The sequence below is a fragment of the Bradyrhizobium sp. NBAIM01 genome (assembly GCF_020194115.1).
GTDB classification, from domain to species: Bacteria; Pseudomonadota; Alphaproteobacteria; order Rhizobiales; family Xanthobacteraceae; genus Bradyrhizobium; species Bradyrhizobium yuanmingense.
Window position 1 is genome coordinate 420,023 of record NZ_JADYVU010000005.1, and the last position, 14,197, is coordinate 434,219.

At 65.7% G+C, this 14,197-nt stretch carries 8 protein-coding genes; 6 read left to right on the forward strand and 2 right to left on the reverse strand.

Translation table 11 applies throughout. The annotated features are described in order from the left end of the window. Nucleotides 1-624: 624 nt before the first annotated feature. The 5 genes from I6F31_RS19855 to I6F31_RS19875 all read left to right on the forward strand — a co-directional run bounded on the left by I6F31_RS19855 (nt 625) and on the right by I6F31_RS19875 (nt 7,884). The gene (locus I6F31_RS19855; protein WP_225185990.1) at nt 625-1,920 is read left to right on the forward strand and encodes an N-acetylmuramoyl-L-alanine amidase; all 1,296 of its coding nucleotides are present in this window, start codon (nt 625-627) and stop codon (nt 1,918-1,920) included. A 227-nt stretch (nt 1,921-2,147) separates the two neighbouring features. After that, a complete protein-coding gene (locus I6F31_RS19860; protein WP_036022896.1) occupies nt 2,148-4,649 on the forward strand; it encodes a penicillin-binding protein 1A in 2,502 nt (833 codons plus the stop codon). Nucleotides 4,650-4,756: 107 nt separating this feature from the next. Then, nucleotides 4,757-5,888, forward strand: a protein-coding gene (gene prfB / locus I6F31_RS19865) for a peptide chain release factor 2 (RefSeq protein WP_225146735.1) whose coding sequence is annotated in 2 segments (ribosomal slippage) — nt 4,757-4,825 and nt 4,827-5,888 — 1,131 coding nt in all. Because the reading frame shifts where the segments join, the coding sequence is not laid out codon by codon here. 2 nt (nt 5,889-5,890) lie between these two features. Beyond that, nucleotides 5,891-6,772 carry an NAD(P)-dependent oxidoreductase gene (locus I6F31_RS19870; RefSeq protein ID WP_225146736.1) on the forward strand — a complete coding sequence of 294 codons (882 nt, stop codon included), beginning with the start codon at nt 5,891-5,893 and terminating at the stop codon, nt 6,770-6,772. Nucleotides 6,773-6,906: 134 nt separating this feature from the next. Further along, complete coding sequence (locus I6F31_RS19875) at nt 6,907-7,884, forward strand: DMT family transporter (protein WP_225146737.1); 978 nt, start codon at nt 6,907-6,909, stop codon at nt 7,882-7,884. Here I6F31_RS19875 and I6F31_RS19880 read toward each other — a convergent pair. Further along, nucleotides 7,871-9,226, reverse strand: a complete 1,356-nt coding sequence (locus tag I6F31_RS19880; protein ID WP_192893223.1) for a M23 family metallopeptidase — start codon at nt 9,224-9,226, stop codon at nt 7,871-7,873. The two genes, I6F31_RS19875 and I6F31_RS19880, sit on opposite strands and share 14 nt — an antisense overlap. Nucleotides 9,227-9,337: 111 nt before the next feature. Next, nucleotides 9,338-10,039: a peroxiredoxin gene (locus I6F31_RS19885; RefSeq protein ID WP_225185991.1), complete on the reverse strand. Its 702-nt coding sequence runs from the start codon at nt 10,037-10,039 to the stop codon at nt 9,338-9,340. A gap of 195 nt (nt 10,040-10,234) precedes the next feature. On the opposite strand from I6F31_RS19885, the gene I6F31_RS19890 reads away from it, so the two are divergent. Then, nucleotides 10,235-14,041 carry a DUF3971 domain-containing protein gene (locus tag I6F31_RS19890; RefSeq protein ID WP_192893222.1) on the forward strand — a complete coding sequence of 1,269 codons (3,807 nt, stop codon included), beginning with the start codon at nt 10,235-10,237 and terminating at the stop codon, nt 14,039-14,041. Nucleotides 14,042-14,197: the final 156 nt, after the last annotated feature.

Below are 14,197 nucleotides of genomic sequence, written 5' to 3' on the forward strand. Positions count from 1 at the left end.
CGGGGGTGAGGGGAAGGCCGAAACGCCGTCTCTCGCGCCTTGCCGAACCGGAAGCTTCAGGACCATTGCGACGCACGGGATTGTCACTCCGCAGCGTCGCGAATGCTCCTTCAGATTTCGTCGGCACAGTCTGGCGCATCAAGCGTCGGCCCGTATGAAACACTGGGCGGCGAGGCCGCCCTTCAATCAGTTGCTGCTGGCCAGGCACGGCGCGAGCGCGCTCGCCTTGGGGATCACGAACCGCCCCCTTGGGGTCAAGGGACCGGGTAATGGGTTACGCCGCTGTCAGAACCGTCCCGGCAACATGAGTGGTAGCCCGAGACCGTCCGCCGCCGGGGCTTGACCCGCTCCACCTCGCTGCCGCGCACCGCGCTGGTCATAGAGGGAAGTGGAAAACGCTGGAATTCTCAAACCTTGAGAGTTCCGGCGCTGCACCGGGAGGCTGAATGCGACACAACCGGAAATATCGGCCGTCAGCATTCCGTACATACGAGGAATGAGCCATCCGTGCAAGGGAGCGTCGCACGGCGGTCACAGTCGGCGAGTTTCGCGTTTCCGTCATTAAGGATCGATTAACCCTGTGGTTCTATTGCGTTAAGAGAGCTGCTCGGAGGCACGGAATCGGTGGCGAGCCGCACAAATCGACGGATTTTGCTGGGGGGCGTGTTGCTATGCACTGCGGCATTGCCCTGTGCCGATTCCGCGCGCCTGATCGCTGCCGAGAGCCGGCTGCAACCTGCTGCCGTTGCGGCGAATTTTCCGGTCGCCTCGGCCGCCCGCCTGGCCGGCGACGGCAAGCAGACCCGCTTCATCCTCGACCTCGACCAGACCGTCACCTTCCGCGCCGTCACGCTGGGCGACCCCTACCGCGTGGTGGTGGACGTGCCGCAGGTCAATTTTCAGCTGCCCGCCGGGACCGGAAGCGGGGGGCGGGGGCTGGTCAAGGCCTTCCGCTACGGGCTCGTCATGCCCGGCGGCTCGCGAATCGTGTTCGACCTGACCGGACCGGCGAAGATCGCCAAATCCTACGTGCTGGAGGCGGCCAACGGCCAACCCGCCCGGCTCGTGCTCGAGCTGGAGGAAGTCGAGCGCACCGCCTTCGTGTCGTCACGTGCCCCCGAGAACCGTCCCGAGCTGCGGCCCGCAATCGCTGAAGCGCCGCCTGCCACGGTTCCCAGTGCCGCGGCCCCGGATGGCGCGCAGCAGAAGGCCGATACTCGACCGGTGGTGGTGATCGATCCCGGCCACGGCGGCATCGACAACGGGACGCAGTCGAGCGGCGAGAGCGAGAAAAACCTGGTGCTGGCCTTTGGCCTGGCGCTCCGCGACAAGCTGGAAAAAGCCGGCAAGTACCGCGTGGTCATGACGCGGGACGACGACACCTTCGTTCCGCTCAATGACCGCACCAAGATCGCCCGCAATCTCAAGGCGGCCTTGTTCGTCTCGATCCACGCCGATGCGCTGCCGCGGGCGGAAGGGGATGCGCAGGGCGCGACCATCTATACGCTCTCCGACAAGGCGTCCGACGCCGAGGCCCAGCGGCTGGCGGATGCGGAGAACCGCGCCGATGCGATCGCCGGCTTCAACCTCGCGGAGGAGCCGACCGACGTCGCCGACATCCTGATCGACCTCACACAGCGCGAAACCCGCACCTTTTCAAACCGTTTCGCCCGCCATTTGATGAGCGAAATGAAGCAGACGGTGCGGATGCACAAGCATCCCCTGAAATCCGCCGGCTTCCGGGTTCTGAAGGCGCCCGACGTGCCATCGGTGCTGGTCGAGATCGGCTACGTCTCCAACAAGGGCGATCTCGAGCAGCTGGTCTCCGAGGGCTGGCGCTCCCGCGCCGTGGGCTCGATGGCCCAGGCGATCGACGGATTTTTGACCAAGCGGATGGCCACGGCGGGGACGTCGAACTGAGCCGGTTTGTTCCTCCCGGCCCGAAGGCCCTAGTTTGGCCACAGCGGACGCTTTATAGAAACCGGTAGAGGGTTCCGGAATCGGCGAGAACCTGTTCGGCAAGCGTCTTAAGTCCGGCCTCGATGTGATTGCGTAAGCCGGTGAATTCGCGGCGTGAGGTTGGTACCGTTTTGTGTGCCAAAGGGCTGATACTGGGCTGATCCAGAGTTTGAACGGATAAACAGATAATGCGCTTGCTGGTGCGGTTCATGGGCTTCCTGTTCGCCGCGGGAACAGTGGTGTTCCTTGTTGGCGTCGGGGCCGTGGCAGGCCTGATCTGGCATTTCTCCAAGGACTTGCCGGACTACTCTCAGCTTCAGGATTACGAGCCGCCGGTGATGACGCGTGTGCACGCGGTCGACGGTTCGCTGGTCGGCGAATACGCCAAGGAGCGGCGGCTGTATCTGCCGATCCAGGCGGTGCCGAAGCTCGTGATCAACGCCTTCCTCGCGGCCGAGGACAAGAATTTCTACGAGCATGGCGGCATCGACTACACCGGCATGGCTCGCGCAGGCCTGCTCTATCTGCAGAACTACGGCTCCAACCGCCGTCCGCAGGGTGCGTCCACGATCACGCAGCAGGTCGCCAAGAACTTCCTGCTCACCAACGAGGTCTCCTTCTCACGCAAGATCAAGGAAGCCTTGCTGGCGATGCGCATCGAGAAGACCTATTCGAAGGACAAAATCCTCGAACTGTATCTCAACGAGATCTATCTCGGCCTCGGCGCCTACGGCATCGCGGCGGCCTCGCTGGTCTATTTCGACAAGTCGGTGAACGAGCTGACGGTGGCGGAAGCGTCCTATCTGGCGGCGCTGCCGAAGATGCCGGCGACGCTGCATCCGGTCCGCAACCGCGACCGCGCCATCGAGCGCCGCAATTACGTGATCGACCGTCTCGTGGAAAACGGCTGGATCAAGCAGGCCGACGCCGACAAGTCGCGCAAGGAGCCGCTCGCCGTCACCAGCCGTTCCAACGGCGCCCACACCTTTGCCGGCGAATATTTCGCCGAGGAAGTCCGCCGCGACATTTTCGAGCGCTACGGCGAGAAGAAGCTCTACGAGGGTGGCCTGTCGGTTCGCACCACGCTCGATCCGAAGATTCAGGTCATGGCGCGCAAGGCCATGGTCGCCGGCCTCGTGAATTATGACGAGCAGCAGGGTTATCGCGGCGCCATCAGCAAGCTCGACATCTCGGGCGACTGGGGCGTGAAGCTCGCCGAGATCAAGTCGCTGTCCGACATCTCGCCTTGGCGGATGGCGGTAGTGCTGGAGACCAGCGATCAGTCGGCACGGATCGGCTTTCAGCCTGGCCGCGAGCTCGGCGGCGCGGTGAGCAAGCAGCGCGAGACCGGCATCGTCACGGTCGACGGCGTGCGCTGGGCGCGGGCGCTGCAGGGCGGCACGAGAGGCAAGACGCCGACAGCGGTGTCGCAGGTGCTCCAGCCCGGCGACGTCATCTATGCCGATCCCCTCTACAAGGACGGCCACCCCGTCGAGGGCCAGTACCGGCTTCGCCAGATTCCGGAAGTCTCCGGCGCGATGGTGGCGATGGATCCCTGGACCGGCCGCGTGCTCGCGATGGTCGGCGGTTTCTCGTTCGACCAGAGCCAGTTCAATCGCGCCACGCAGGCCTACCGGCAGCCCGGTTCGTCGTTCAAGCCGATCGTCTATTCGGCCGCGCTCGACAACGGCTACACGCCCTCGACCGTCGTGCTCGACGCGCCCATCGAGATCGACCAGGGGCAGGGCGCCGGCGTGTGGCGGCCTGAAAACTTCTCCTCGGGCAAGTTCCAGGGACCGGTGACGCTGCGCAATGCGCTGCGGCAATCGCTCAATACCGTGACGGTGCGCCTCGCGCAGGACATCGGCATGCCCCTGATCGGCGAATATTCCCGCCGCTTCGGCGTCTATGACGAACTGCCGAACTATCTCTCCTACGCGCTCGGCGCCGGCGAGACCACGGCGATGCGCATGGTCACGGCGTACTCGATGCTCGCCAATGGCGGCCGCCGCGTGAAGCCGACGCTGATCGACCGCATCCAGGACCGTTACGGCCGCACCATCTTCAAGCACGACCAGCGCGAATGCCGCGGCTGCGACGCGCCGGGCGGCTGGAAGAACCAGCCCGAGCCGCAGCTGATCGACCGCCGCGAGCAGGTGCTGGATTCCATGACCGCCTATCAGATCACCGAGCTGATGGAGGGTGTGGTGCAGTCCGGTACGGCCACGGTGATCAAGGAGGTCGGCAAGCCCGTCGCCGGCAAGACCGGCACCACCAACGAGGCCAAGGACGCCTGGTTCGTCGGCTTCTCGCCGGACATCGCAGTCGCAGTTTACATGGGCTACGACAAGCCTCGTCCGCTCGGTAAGGGCAATGCCGCGACCGGCGGTCATCTCGCTGCTCCGATCGTGCGCGACTTCCTCAAGCTCGCGCTCGCCGACAAGCCCGCGGTCCCGTTCAAGGTGCCCGCCGGCATCAAGCTCGTTCGCGTCGTCGCCAAGACCGGCATGCGCGCCGGCCCCGGCGAGACCGGCGGAACCATCCTCGAAGCCTTCAAGCCCGGCACGGCGCCGCCGGACAATTATTCGGTCATCGGCGTTGCCGACGCCGACGGGCGCGGCATGCCGGTGCAGCAGCAGCAGCCGGATTCCGGCTTCCTCTTCCGGCCGGGCACTGGCGGGTTGTGGTAGGCCGCGGATAAGGCCGGCGATCACGGTTTGGGCGGTTGCGCTTTGCAGCCGCCGCCGCTACATCCCCTCTCGAACTGCACGCGGGATTCCGCAAGACAGAGAACAACATGCGCGCCGAAATCGAACGGTTGGTAGAAGAGATCAAGCAGTCAGTCGGGCTGCTGAGGAGGCATCTTTGACGTCGAGAAATCGGCGGCGCGCCTCGCTGAGCTGAACAAGCTCGCAGAAGATCCCAATCTCTGGAACGACCCTCAGAAAGCCCAGAAGCTGATGCAGGAGCGCACCTCGCTTGAGGATGCGCTCTCAGGCATCGGCAAGGTCGAGCAGGAGCTCGAAGACGACATCGGCATGATCGAGCTCGGCGAGGCCGAGGGCGATGACGGCGTCGTCGCCGAAGCCGAAGCTGCGCTGAAGAACCTCAAGAAGGAAGTGGCGCGGCGCGAGCTCGAGGCACTGCTCTCGGGCGAAGCCGACCGCTTCGATTCCTATCTCGAAGTCCATGCCGGCGCCGGCGGCACCGAGAGCCAGGACTGGGCGCAGATGCTCCTGCGCATGTACACGCGCTGGGCCGAAACCCACGGCTTCAAGGTCGAGTATCTCGAAGAGTCCGAGGGCGAAGAGGCCGGCATCAAGTCGGCGACCATCCAGGTCTCCGGTCACAACGCCTACGGCTGGCTGAAGACTGAAGCCGGCGTGCATCGGCTGGTGCGCATCTCGCCATTCGATTCCAACGCGCGGCGGCACACCTCGTTCTCGAGCGTGCAGGTGTTCCCCGTCATCGACGACAGCATCAAGATCGACATCAAGGAATCCGACGTCCGCGTCGACACGATGCGATCGGGCGGTGCCGGCGGCCAGCACGTCAACAAGACCGAATCCGCGGTGCGCCTGACGCATATCCCGACCGGCGTCGCCGTGGTCTGCCAGGCCGGCCGCTCCCAGCACAAGAACCGGGCGCAGGCCTGGGACATGCTGCGCGCGCGTCTGTACGAGATCGAGCTGAAGAAGCGCGAGGAGAAAGCCGCCGCCGACCAGGCCGCCAAGACCGATATCGGCTGGGGCCACCAGATCCGCTCCTACGTGCTGCAGCCCTATCAGATGGTGAAGGATTTGCGCACGGGCGTGCAGACTTCCGACACATCGGGCGTGCTCAATGGCGAGCTCGACGAGTTCATGGCCGCGACCTTGGCGCAGCGCGCCTTCGGCACCACCGCCGGCGACGTCGAGGACGTGGACTAGCCATGTCCCGAATCGCCTTCATCGGGCTTGGGCGGATGGGCCATGGCATGGCCGGCCGCTATCTCGATGCCGGCTTCACGGTAACGATCTGGAATCGCAGCAAGGCAAAGGCCGAGGACCTGATCGCGCGCGGCGCGATTTGGGCGACCTCGCCGGAGGATGCCGCGATCGATGCCGACGCGGTCGTGACCATGGTCGCCGACGACGAGGCCTCGCGCGCGGTCTGGCTCGGGCCTGACGGCGCCGCCAAGACGGCGAAGGCCGGCACCATCGCGATCGAATGCTCCACCGTCTCCTATGACCATTCCCGTGAGATGGGCCGCGAGCTCAACGCGCGCGGGCTGATCTATATCGACTGCCCGGTGACGGGATTGCCGGACGCGGCGGCGGCCGGGAAGTTGACGCTCTTGGTTGGCGCCGACGCGGCCGATCTCGAGCGCGCGCGGCCCTATCTGACGCCGATCGGCTCGACCATCCGCCATTTCGGCGCGGTCGGCTCCGGCACGGTCTACAAGCTGATCAACAATCTCATGGGCGCGATCCAGATCGCCGGCCTCGCCGAGGGCCTTGCGATTGCCGAGCAGGCCGGGCTCGACATGAACCTGGTGCTGGAATCGATCCAGGCAGGCGTCGCGGCAAGCCCGCAGGTAGCGCGTCACTCCAAGCGCATGGTCGCCCGCGATTTCAGCGGCGCGACCTTCACCGCAGCGCTGCGGCACAAGGATGCCGCCTACGCCGTGAAGCTCGCCGAGAGCCTGCTCGCGGGCAAGCCGCTGGTCGCGCGCGCCGCGGTCGAGGCGTACGCGCAGGCGAAAGCGGTGATGCCGGACGATGATGAAGGCAGGATGATCGAGCTGGTGTCGCGGCCGATGAAGCCATCCTAGTCAAACCGCGCTAACCGGTGCCCCTCAGTCACTCCATTCGCGCCGAGCATCGGTTTGTAAACCGGGACCTCGTCAGAAATCGGGTGGCGACATTGATCGCACCGTTCTAGGCCATGGGGCTGAGGTAAGACCCCATGCCCGACAATGACCACCGGATCGATGCACGCGACTGGTCGTTGCTCGCTCTGCTCTCGATCCTCTGGGGCGGCTCGTTCTTCTTCAACGGCGCAGCCTTGCGGGAATTGCCGCCGCTCACACTGGTGTTTTTGCGCGTCGCGCTCGGCGCTGCAATGCTGCTGCCGCTGCTGCGCGCACATGGCATCGGCTTTCCCAGGAGCTGGACGGGCTGGGCGCCGTTCATTGCGATCGGGCTGCTCAACAACGTCGTCCCGTTTTCGCTGATCGCGATCGGCCAAACTTTCATTCCGAGTGGGCTGGCCTCGATCCTGAACGCGACCACGCCGATGTTCACGGTGGCCGTGATGATTGCAGCGGGCCAGGAGGCCTTGCAGATGCGCCGCCTGGCCGGGGTGGCGTTGGGCTTTGTCGGCGTGATCCTGCTGCGCGGATGGGGCTTCGAGACCAGGCCGGGACAGGGGCTCGGCATTCTGCTCTGCCTCGGCGGGGCACTGAGCTACGGCTTTGCGGCGCTGGCGGCGCGGCGATTGCTGCAGGACGCAGCACCGCTGGGGACGGCGACGTTTCAATTGATGGCATCCACGGTGATGATAGCGGTTGTCGCCGGCGTCGTGGAGCAGCCTTGGCAGTTACCGATGCCGAGCCTCACGACCTGGCTCGCCGTGCTCGGCCTCGCCGCGCTGTCGACGGCGCTCGCCTACATCGTCTTCTTTCAGATCGTGCGGCGCTCGGGCGCGAGCAACGTCATGCTGGTGACGCTGCTCATTCCGGTCACCGCCATCCTGCTGGGCTGGCTGGTGCTGGGTGAGCCGATCTCCGGCCGCGAGATCGCCGGCTCGATCGTCATCGCCAGCGCGCTGCTGGTGATCGACGGGCGTGCATTCAGCTTACTGCGCAAGCTCTCGGCCGCCATCTCTGGCTCTCGGGAAGCTCTGCGCTGCGAAACTGAAAAGCGCGGGCCTAACCCGCGCTGAGCCGCACGCCGGCGCGCAGGAATTTCTGTGGATCGACCGCTTCACCTTCGATGCGGGTCTCATAATGCAGGTGCGGACCGGTGGAGCGGCCGGTCGAGCCGACGAGGCCGATGACCTGGCCGATCTTCACGACTTCGCCGACCCTGACGTTGATCTCGGAGAGATGGCCGTAGCGGGTCGAAAGCCCGTTGCCGTGGTCGACCTCGACCATGCGGCCGTAGCCGCCGGACCATCCGGCGGAAACCACCTTGCCGTAGGCGGTGACGCGGACGGGATCACCGCTGGCGGCGCGGAAATCAAGGCCGGTGTGCATCGCGGGCCGACCCAGGAAAGGATCGCTGCGCACGCCAAAGCCCGAGGTGAACTCGACCTCGCCAATGACGGGCTTGCGATACGGCACCAACGCCAGCGTGCGGTTGAGACGGTCCATCTCGGCGCGCGTGGTGTGGATGCGGTGGAGCTGCTTCTCGAACGGTCCGGCATTCGCCGTCAGCTTGACCGGGACGAACGGTCCGCCCATCGCACTGCGCGGCACGGCGGCTTCGAGATGGGCAAGGTTCAGGCCGAGGTCGCTGACCACGCTGCGCATCCGGCGCATGCGCGAATCCATGCTTTCCTCGACCGCGTTGAGCGTCGCCATCTGGCGCCGCTCGACCTGATCAAGCGAGGTCGTGAGCCGGACCAGCACGTTGTCGAAACCGCGGTTCTTGGCGAACTGGCTGGTCGGCGTTGCCGCAACGCTCGGCGCGCGCGATTCGAGGCGCGCTTCGCGATCCGGTGGCGCCACGAAGATCACGGTGTCGCTGATGGGCGACGGTTTTGGCGTGGTCGGGCTTGCATCGCTGCGCTGCGGAGCGGCGCGGGGAATCGAGCCGGTCACGTCGGGCATGGCGCCGAGCGCCGTGGCCCGGGACTCGAGCGCCGTCTGGCGCTTCATGATCTGGTCGAGCTTTTGGTCGAACTGCTCCTGGTCGAGCAATTGACGGCTGGTGGTGCGATCGATCTTGGCGCGCAGCTCGGCGATGCGGTCCTCATAGGCGTATTGCATCTCTGCCTGGCGGGCGATCAGCCGGGTCAGGACGTCGTCACGGAACGCGAAATAGGTGGCGGTGGCGGCCGACCACAGCCCGAGCAGCACCACGGTGCCGACCACGATCCAGAACACCACGGGTCCGAAGCGGACCTGCTTGCCGGCATGCACGATGGTGTAGGCATCGTCGGTGGCGGGCAGGGGAATCGCGGTTACCGCCGCCGGGGCACCCAGAGGGCGCCGGAAGGCGCGTCCGTGATCGTGAGGATGATGTTGGGGGTACTGCGAGTATTGGGCAGAACTTTTCGACATCGGCACTCCCGCGCCGGTCGGATGGGTTCCTTGCGGCTCAATTGCCGCCGCAATCTGGGCCGCTCATGGTTAATTTTCCGCAAATGGGAACGCGCGAATTTAAAGGATTGGTTAAAGGCTCCTTGCCGCCTCCAGCACTTCGTCGGCATGGCCATCGACCCGGACATTGCGCCAGATCCGCGCCACTTTACCGTCAGTCCCGACCAGCACCGTGGTGCGAAGGATCCCAAGGAAGCTCTTGCCATACATGGACTTTTCGCCCCAAGCCCCATAAGCCTCCAGCATCTCATGCGTCTCGTCCGAGATGAGGGGGACGCCGAGCTTGTGCTTGTCGCGAAACTTCTCCTGGGCCCTTAACGGATCGGCGGAGATGCCGAGCACCGCGGTGCCGGCGGCCGCGAAGGCGCCCGCCAGGCGCGTGAAGTCGATCGCCTCCCGCGTGCAGCCGGGGGTGTCGGCGCGGGGGTAGAAGAACAGGACGAGCTTTCGGCCGGCGTAGTCAGCGAGCGTGACCACGTCGCCGCCATCGCGCGGCAGGCGGAAGGCCGGGGCCTTTTGGCCCTCGGCCAAGCCGGACTTCAAGCCCGACTTGGCGGCAGCCGGAGAGGAGGCGGATTTGGAGGATTTTAACTGTTTCGATGCGGCCTTATGTGATCCTGCTTTTGCTACGGTCGCAGCTGATTTGCGTGCCGGTGGGCGCTGCGTTTTCGCGGATCTTGTTTGAGTCGATGCCCGCGTTTTTGCGGACTTCTTTGCAGCGGTCGGACTGCCGGAGGGCGTTTTGGACGATTTCTTTCGGGATTTCTTGGACATACGCCTTCCTTTCGACGCTTTCGGCAGGTCAACCGAAGCGGTATTGCAGCTCTTGTCCGGCGAGCCGGAATCGTGCCCTCGGCTGGGCAAGTCTGGCGACGCCGGAGTATGGTTACAAGGAATTCCACGCACCACCCCACTGCTCGTTGAACGCGCTCCCGGGGCGAAATGACGAACAGCAGGAATATTCGAGGTATGGCGGCAGTGCCGGCGCAGGGAGCATCACTTCCCGCGAACGGCTGCGGTCCCGGCGGCGCTCAGTCCTATGACGGGCGCCTGTATCGAGAGGCAATGGCAAGGAATACGTCGCCCCAGGACTACAACCGGGATTTTGATCGGCGCGGCGGCCAACTCGAGCCGCAGGAATGGGACGACGCCGACTGGGATCCGGATCAGGAAGCGGCTGCGCGCAATCGCGCACGCCGGTTGCTGGCGCGTTCCGGTTCGGGCTTTCTTCGCTTCGGTGGTGGATTTGGCGCGCTGCGCCGCTGGACGGGTGGGGGACGCTGGCTGAAGCGCCTGGCGGTGGCCGTCGCCACCGTCATCGTCATTTTCATCGGCTGTTTCGGTGCGCTGTGGTGGCGGCTCGGTGCCGGTCCCATCAGTCTGGACATCGCAACGCCGTGGCTCGCAGCCGCGATCGAGGACAATATCGGCCACGGCAACACCGTTGAGGTCGGCGGCACTCAGATCGAGCGGGCCGGCCGGGTCCGCGTCGCCGTCCGCATCCGAGACATCATCGTTCGCGACCGCGATCACGCCGTCGTCGCCAGCGCGCCGAAGGCCGAGGTGAGGCTGTCGGGTGCGGCCCTCCTGATGGGGCACCTGCGAGCCGAGAGTCTCAACCTGGTCGATGCCGAGCTCGCCATCCGCATTGCGCCCGACGGCACCGTCACCGTGTCCGCCGGCGACACCGCAAAGCCGCTGGCGACCGGTGTCGCGTCCAAGAAGGATGCGGGCCTGCCGCCGACATTCCCGCGCAGCGGTGTCCCCCCGCCGCCATTCGCGACCGCGCCTGCGAGCCCGGACGCATCGCAGGCCGCACCGCAGGCGACCGCGCAGAGCGGCATCCTTCAGGGCCTCGATTGGCTCGACAGCCTGAGCATGACGGGCCTCGACGGTCAGAACCTCAACGAGATCGGTCTGAAAAACGGCGTCCTGATCGTCGACGATCAGCAGCGCGGCAGCAAATGGTCGTTCGAGAACATCACGCTCAGCCTGAGGCGGCCGAGCCGCGGCGGCGTCGCGCTCAGCCTCGGCGAGCAGGGCGCGCGTCCGTGGCTGCTGCGCGCCACGATCGGACCGGCCGAGAACGGCGTGCGCTCGGTCGACATCAAGGCCGACAAGGTCTCGACCTCCAACATCCTGCTGGCGCTGCGGGTGAAGGACCTCACCTACACCGCCGACCTGCCGCTGACGGGCGAGCTCAAGGGCGAACTCGGCCGCGACGGCGTGCCGACCTTCTTCCGCGGCAAGATCGCGGCCGGCGCCGGCAATATCATCGATACCGACACGCCCGACTACCCGATGGCAATCGACTCGGCCGAGATCAACGTCGAGTGGGATGCAAACCGGCGGGTGCTGGTCGCGCCGTTCAAGGTTCTCTCCGGCGCGAACCGCCTGACGCTGCTGGCCCATCTCGAGCCACCCAACGGCAACATCAACGACTGGCAGCTCGGCTTCAGCGGCGGTTCGATCCTGCTCGGCGGCATCGACAACGAGCCGCCGCTCGTCTTCAACCGCATCGCGATCGGCTTCCGCTTCGACGCCGACCACAAGCGCATCCTGCTGACACAGGCCGACGTCTCCAACGGCGAGATCGGCGTCGCCGGCACCGGCGCCCTCGACTATTCGGGCGAGCCGCGGCTCACCCTCGGTTTTGCGGGCACGCCGATGTCGGCCTCCGCCTTGAAGCGGATGTGGCCGACGCTGATCGTCCCGGAATTGCGTGAATGGGTGATCGAACGGATCGAGCGCGGAACGCTCCAGCGCATCGAGATCGGCGTCAACTCGCCGACCAGGAACCTGCCGCGCAAGGGTCCGCCCATTCCGGACGACGGCCTGTCGGTCAACATCGTGGCGAGCGGCGTTGCGGTCCGGCCCGTGGACGGCATGCCGGTGGTGCGCGATGCCGATCTGAAGGCGCGCGTGACCGGACGCACCGCGACCGTCAACATCGGGCAGGGCATTGCCGATACCCCCGCGGGCCGCAAGGTCACGATCTCCGATTTCGTCTTCGAGGTGCCCGACATGGCGCCGAAGCCGTCGCCGTCGCGGAGCAGATTCCGTGTGGAAGGGCCGGTGCCCGCGGCCGCTGAAATGCTCGCCAATGATCGGCTGAGCGACCTGTCGGCGACCGTCGTCGATCCCAACACCAGCAAGGGAACGTTCTCGGCGAACATCCAGCTCGGCATGCCGGTCAAGGGCGAGCTGACCAAGGCCGACACCACCTACGCCGTCACCGCCGATCTCAACGGTTTTGCCGCCGACAAGCTGGTGATGAACCAGAAGCTGGAAGCCAACAACCTCAAGATATCAGCCAACAACCAGGGCTATCAGGTCAAGGGCGACGTCAAGATCAACGGCCAGGCGGCCTCGCTCGATTATCGCAAGCCGGCCGAGGGCGACGCGGATGTCAGGCTGCAGGCGACGCTGGACGATGCCAGCCGCGCGCGGCTCGGCTTCGATCTCAGCCCCGCCGTCATCGGATCGTTGCCGATCAAGCTGTCGGGCAAGATCGCGAGCGGCGCGGATCAGACGACGAAGCTCGGCGTCGAGGCGGACCTGACCGCGGTCAGGCTCGACAACATCCTGCCTGGCTGGGTCAAGCTGCCGGGCAAGTCCGGCAAGGCCAGCTTCAAGGTGGTGCCGACGGCGCAATCGACGCGTTTCGAGGACATCGTCATCGAAGGCGGCGGCGCCTCGATCAAGGGCTCGCTCGAGCTCGATGCGAACAGCGATCTCGTGAACGCGAACTTCCCGACCTACGCGCCGTCCGACGGCGACAAGGCCTCGCTCAGGGTGGAACGCAGCCAGGACGGTGTGCTGCGCGGCACCATGCGTGGCGACGTGTTCGACGGCCGCGGCTTCCTGAAGTCGGCGATCTCAGGCAATTCCAAGGACGACAAGAACAAGCTGAAGAACGTCGATTTCGACATCGACGTGAAGCTCGGTGCCGTCGCCGGCTTCAACGGCGAGGCCATGCGCAGCCTCGATGCCAAGATGTCGAAGCGCAATGGGGCTATCAAGGCGTTCACGCTGAGCGGCAAGATCGGCCGCGACACGCCTGTCGCTGCCGACCTGCGCGGCGGCCGTGCCCAGGGCAACCGCGAGGTGATCTACCTGCAGACCAACGACGCCGGCGCGCTGCTCCGCTTCACCGACACCTACACCAAGGCGGTCGGCGGCCAGATGGTGGTCGCGATGGAGCCGCCGTCTTCCGAGCCGAACGCCGCGCGCGAGGGCCTGATCAATGTCCGCGACTTCACCGTGAAGGGCGAGGCGCAGCTCGAACGCGTTGCCGCCGGCGCGCCGAACGGGACCGGGAATGGCGTCTCCTTCAGCGCACTTCGCGCCGAGTTCACGCGGCAGAACGGTGCGCTCACGGTCCGTGACGGCGTGGTCAAGGGGCCGATGATCGGTGCCACCATCGAAGGCTCGATCGACTATCCCGGCAACCAGGTTTGCATGAGCGGCACCTTCGTGCCGATGTACGGCGTCAACAACATCTTCGGCCAGATCCCGCTGTTCGGCATCTTCCTCGGTGGCGGCAACAATGAGGGGCTGATCGGCGTGACCTACGAGGTCGTCGGCACGCCAGCCGCGCCCGTGATGCGCGTCAATCCGATCTCGGCGATGGCGCCGGGCCTGTTCCGCAAGATCTTCGAGTTCAACACCGGCAAGCAGAACTCGCCGTTCGAGGAATTCCCCTCGCATTCGAACGACGGCTCGACCGGATCGACGCGCCAGCTGTCGAGCGGTTGCACCCTCGCGCGGCGGTAGGGGCGGGCCTTTTTCTCACGAAGAGTAGCAGACGATCGTCATGCCCGGGCTTGTCCCGGGCATCCACGTTCTTCGTGCGGCGCGGCCAAAAACGTGGATGGCCGGGACAAGCCCGGCCATGACGAATGTGGCGATGCTTTCGCGCCAAACGTTTTG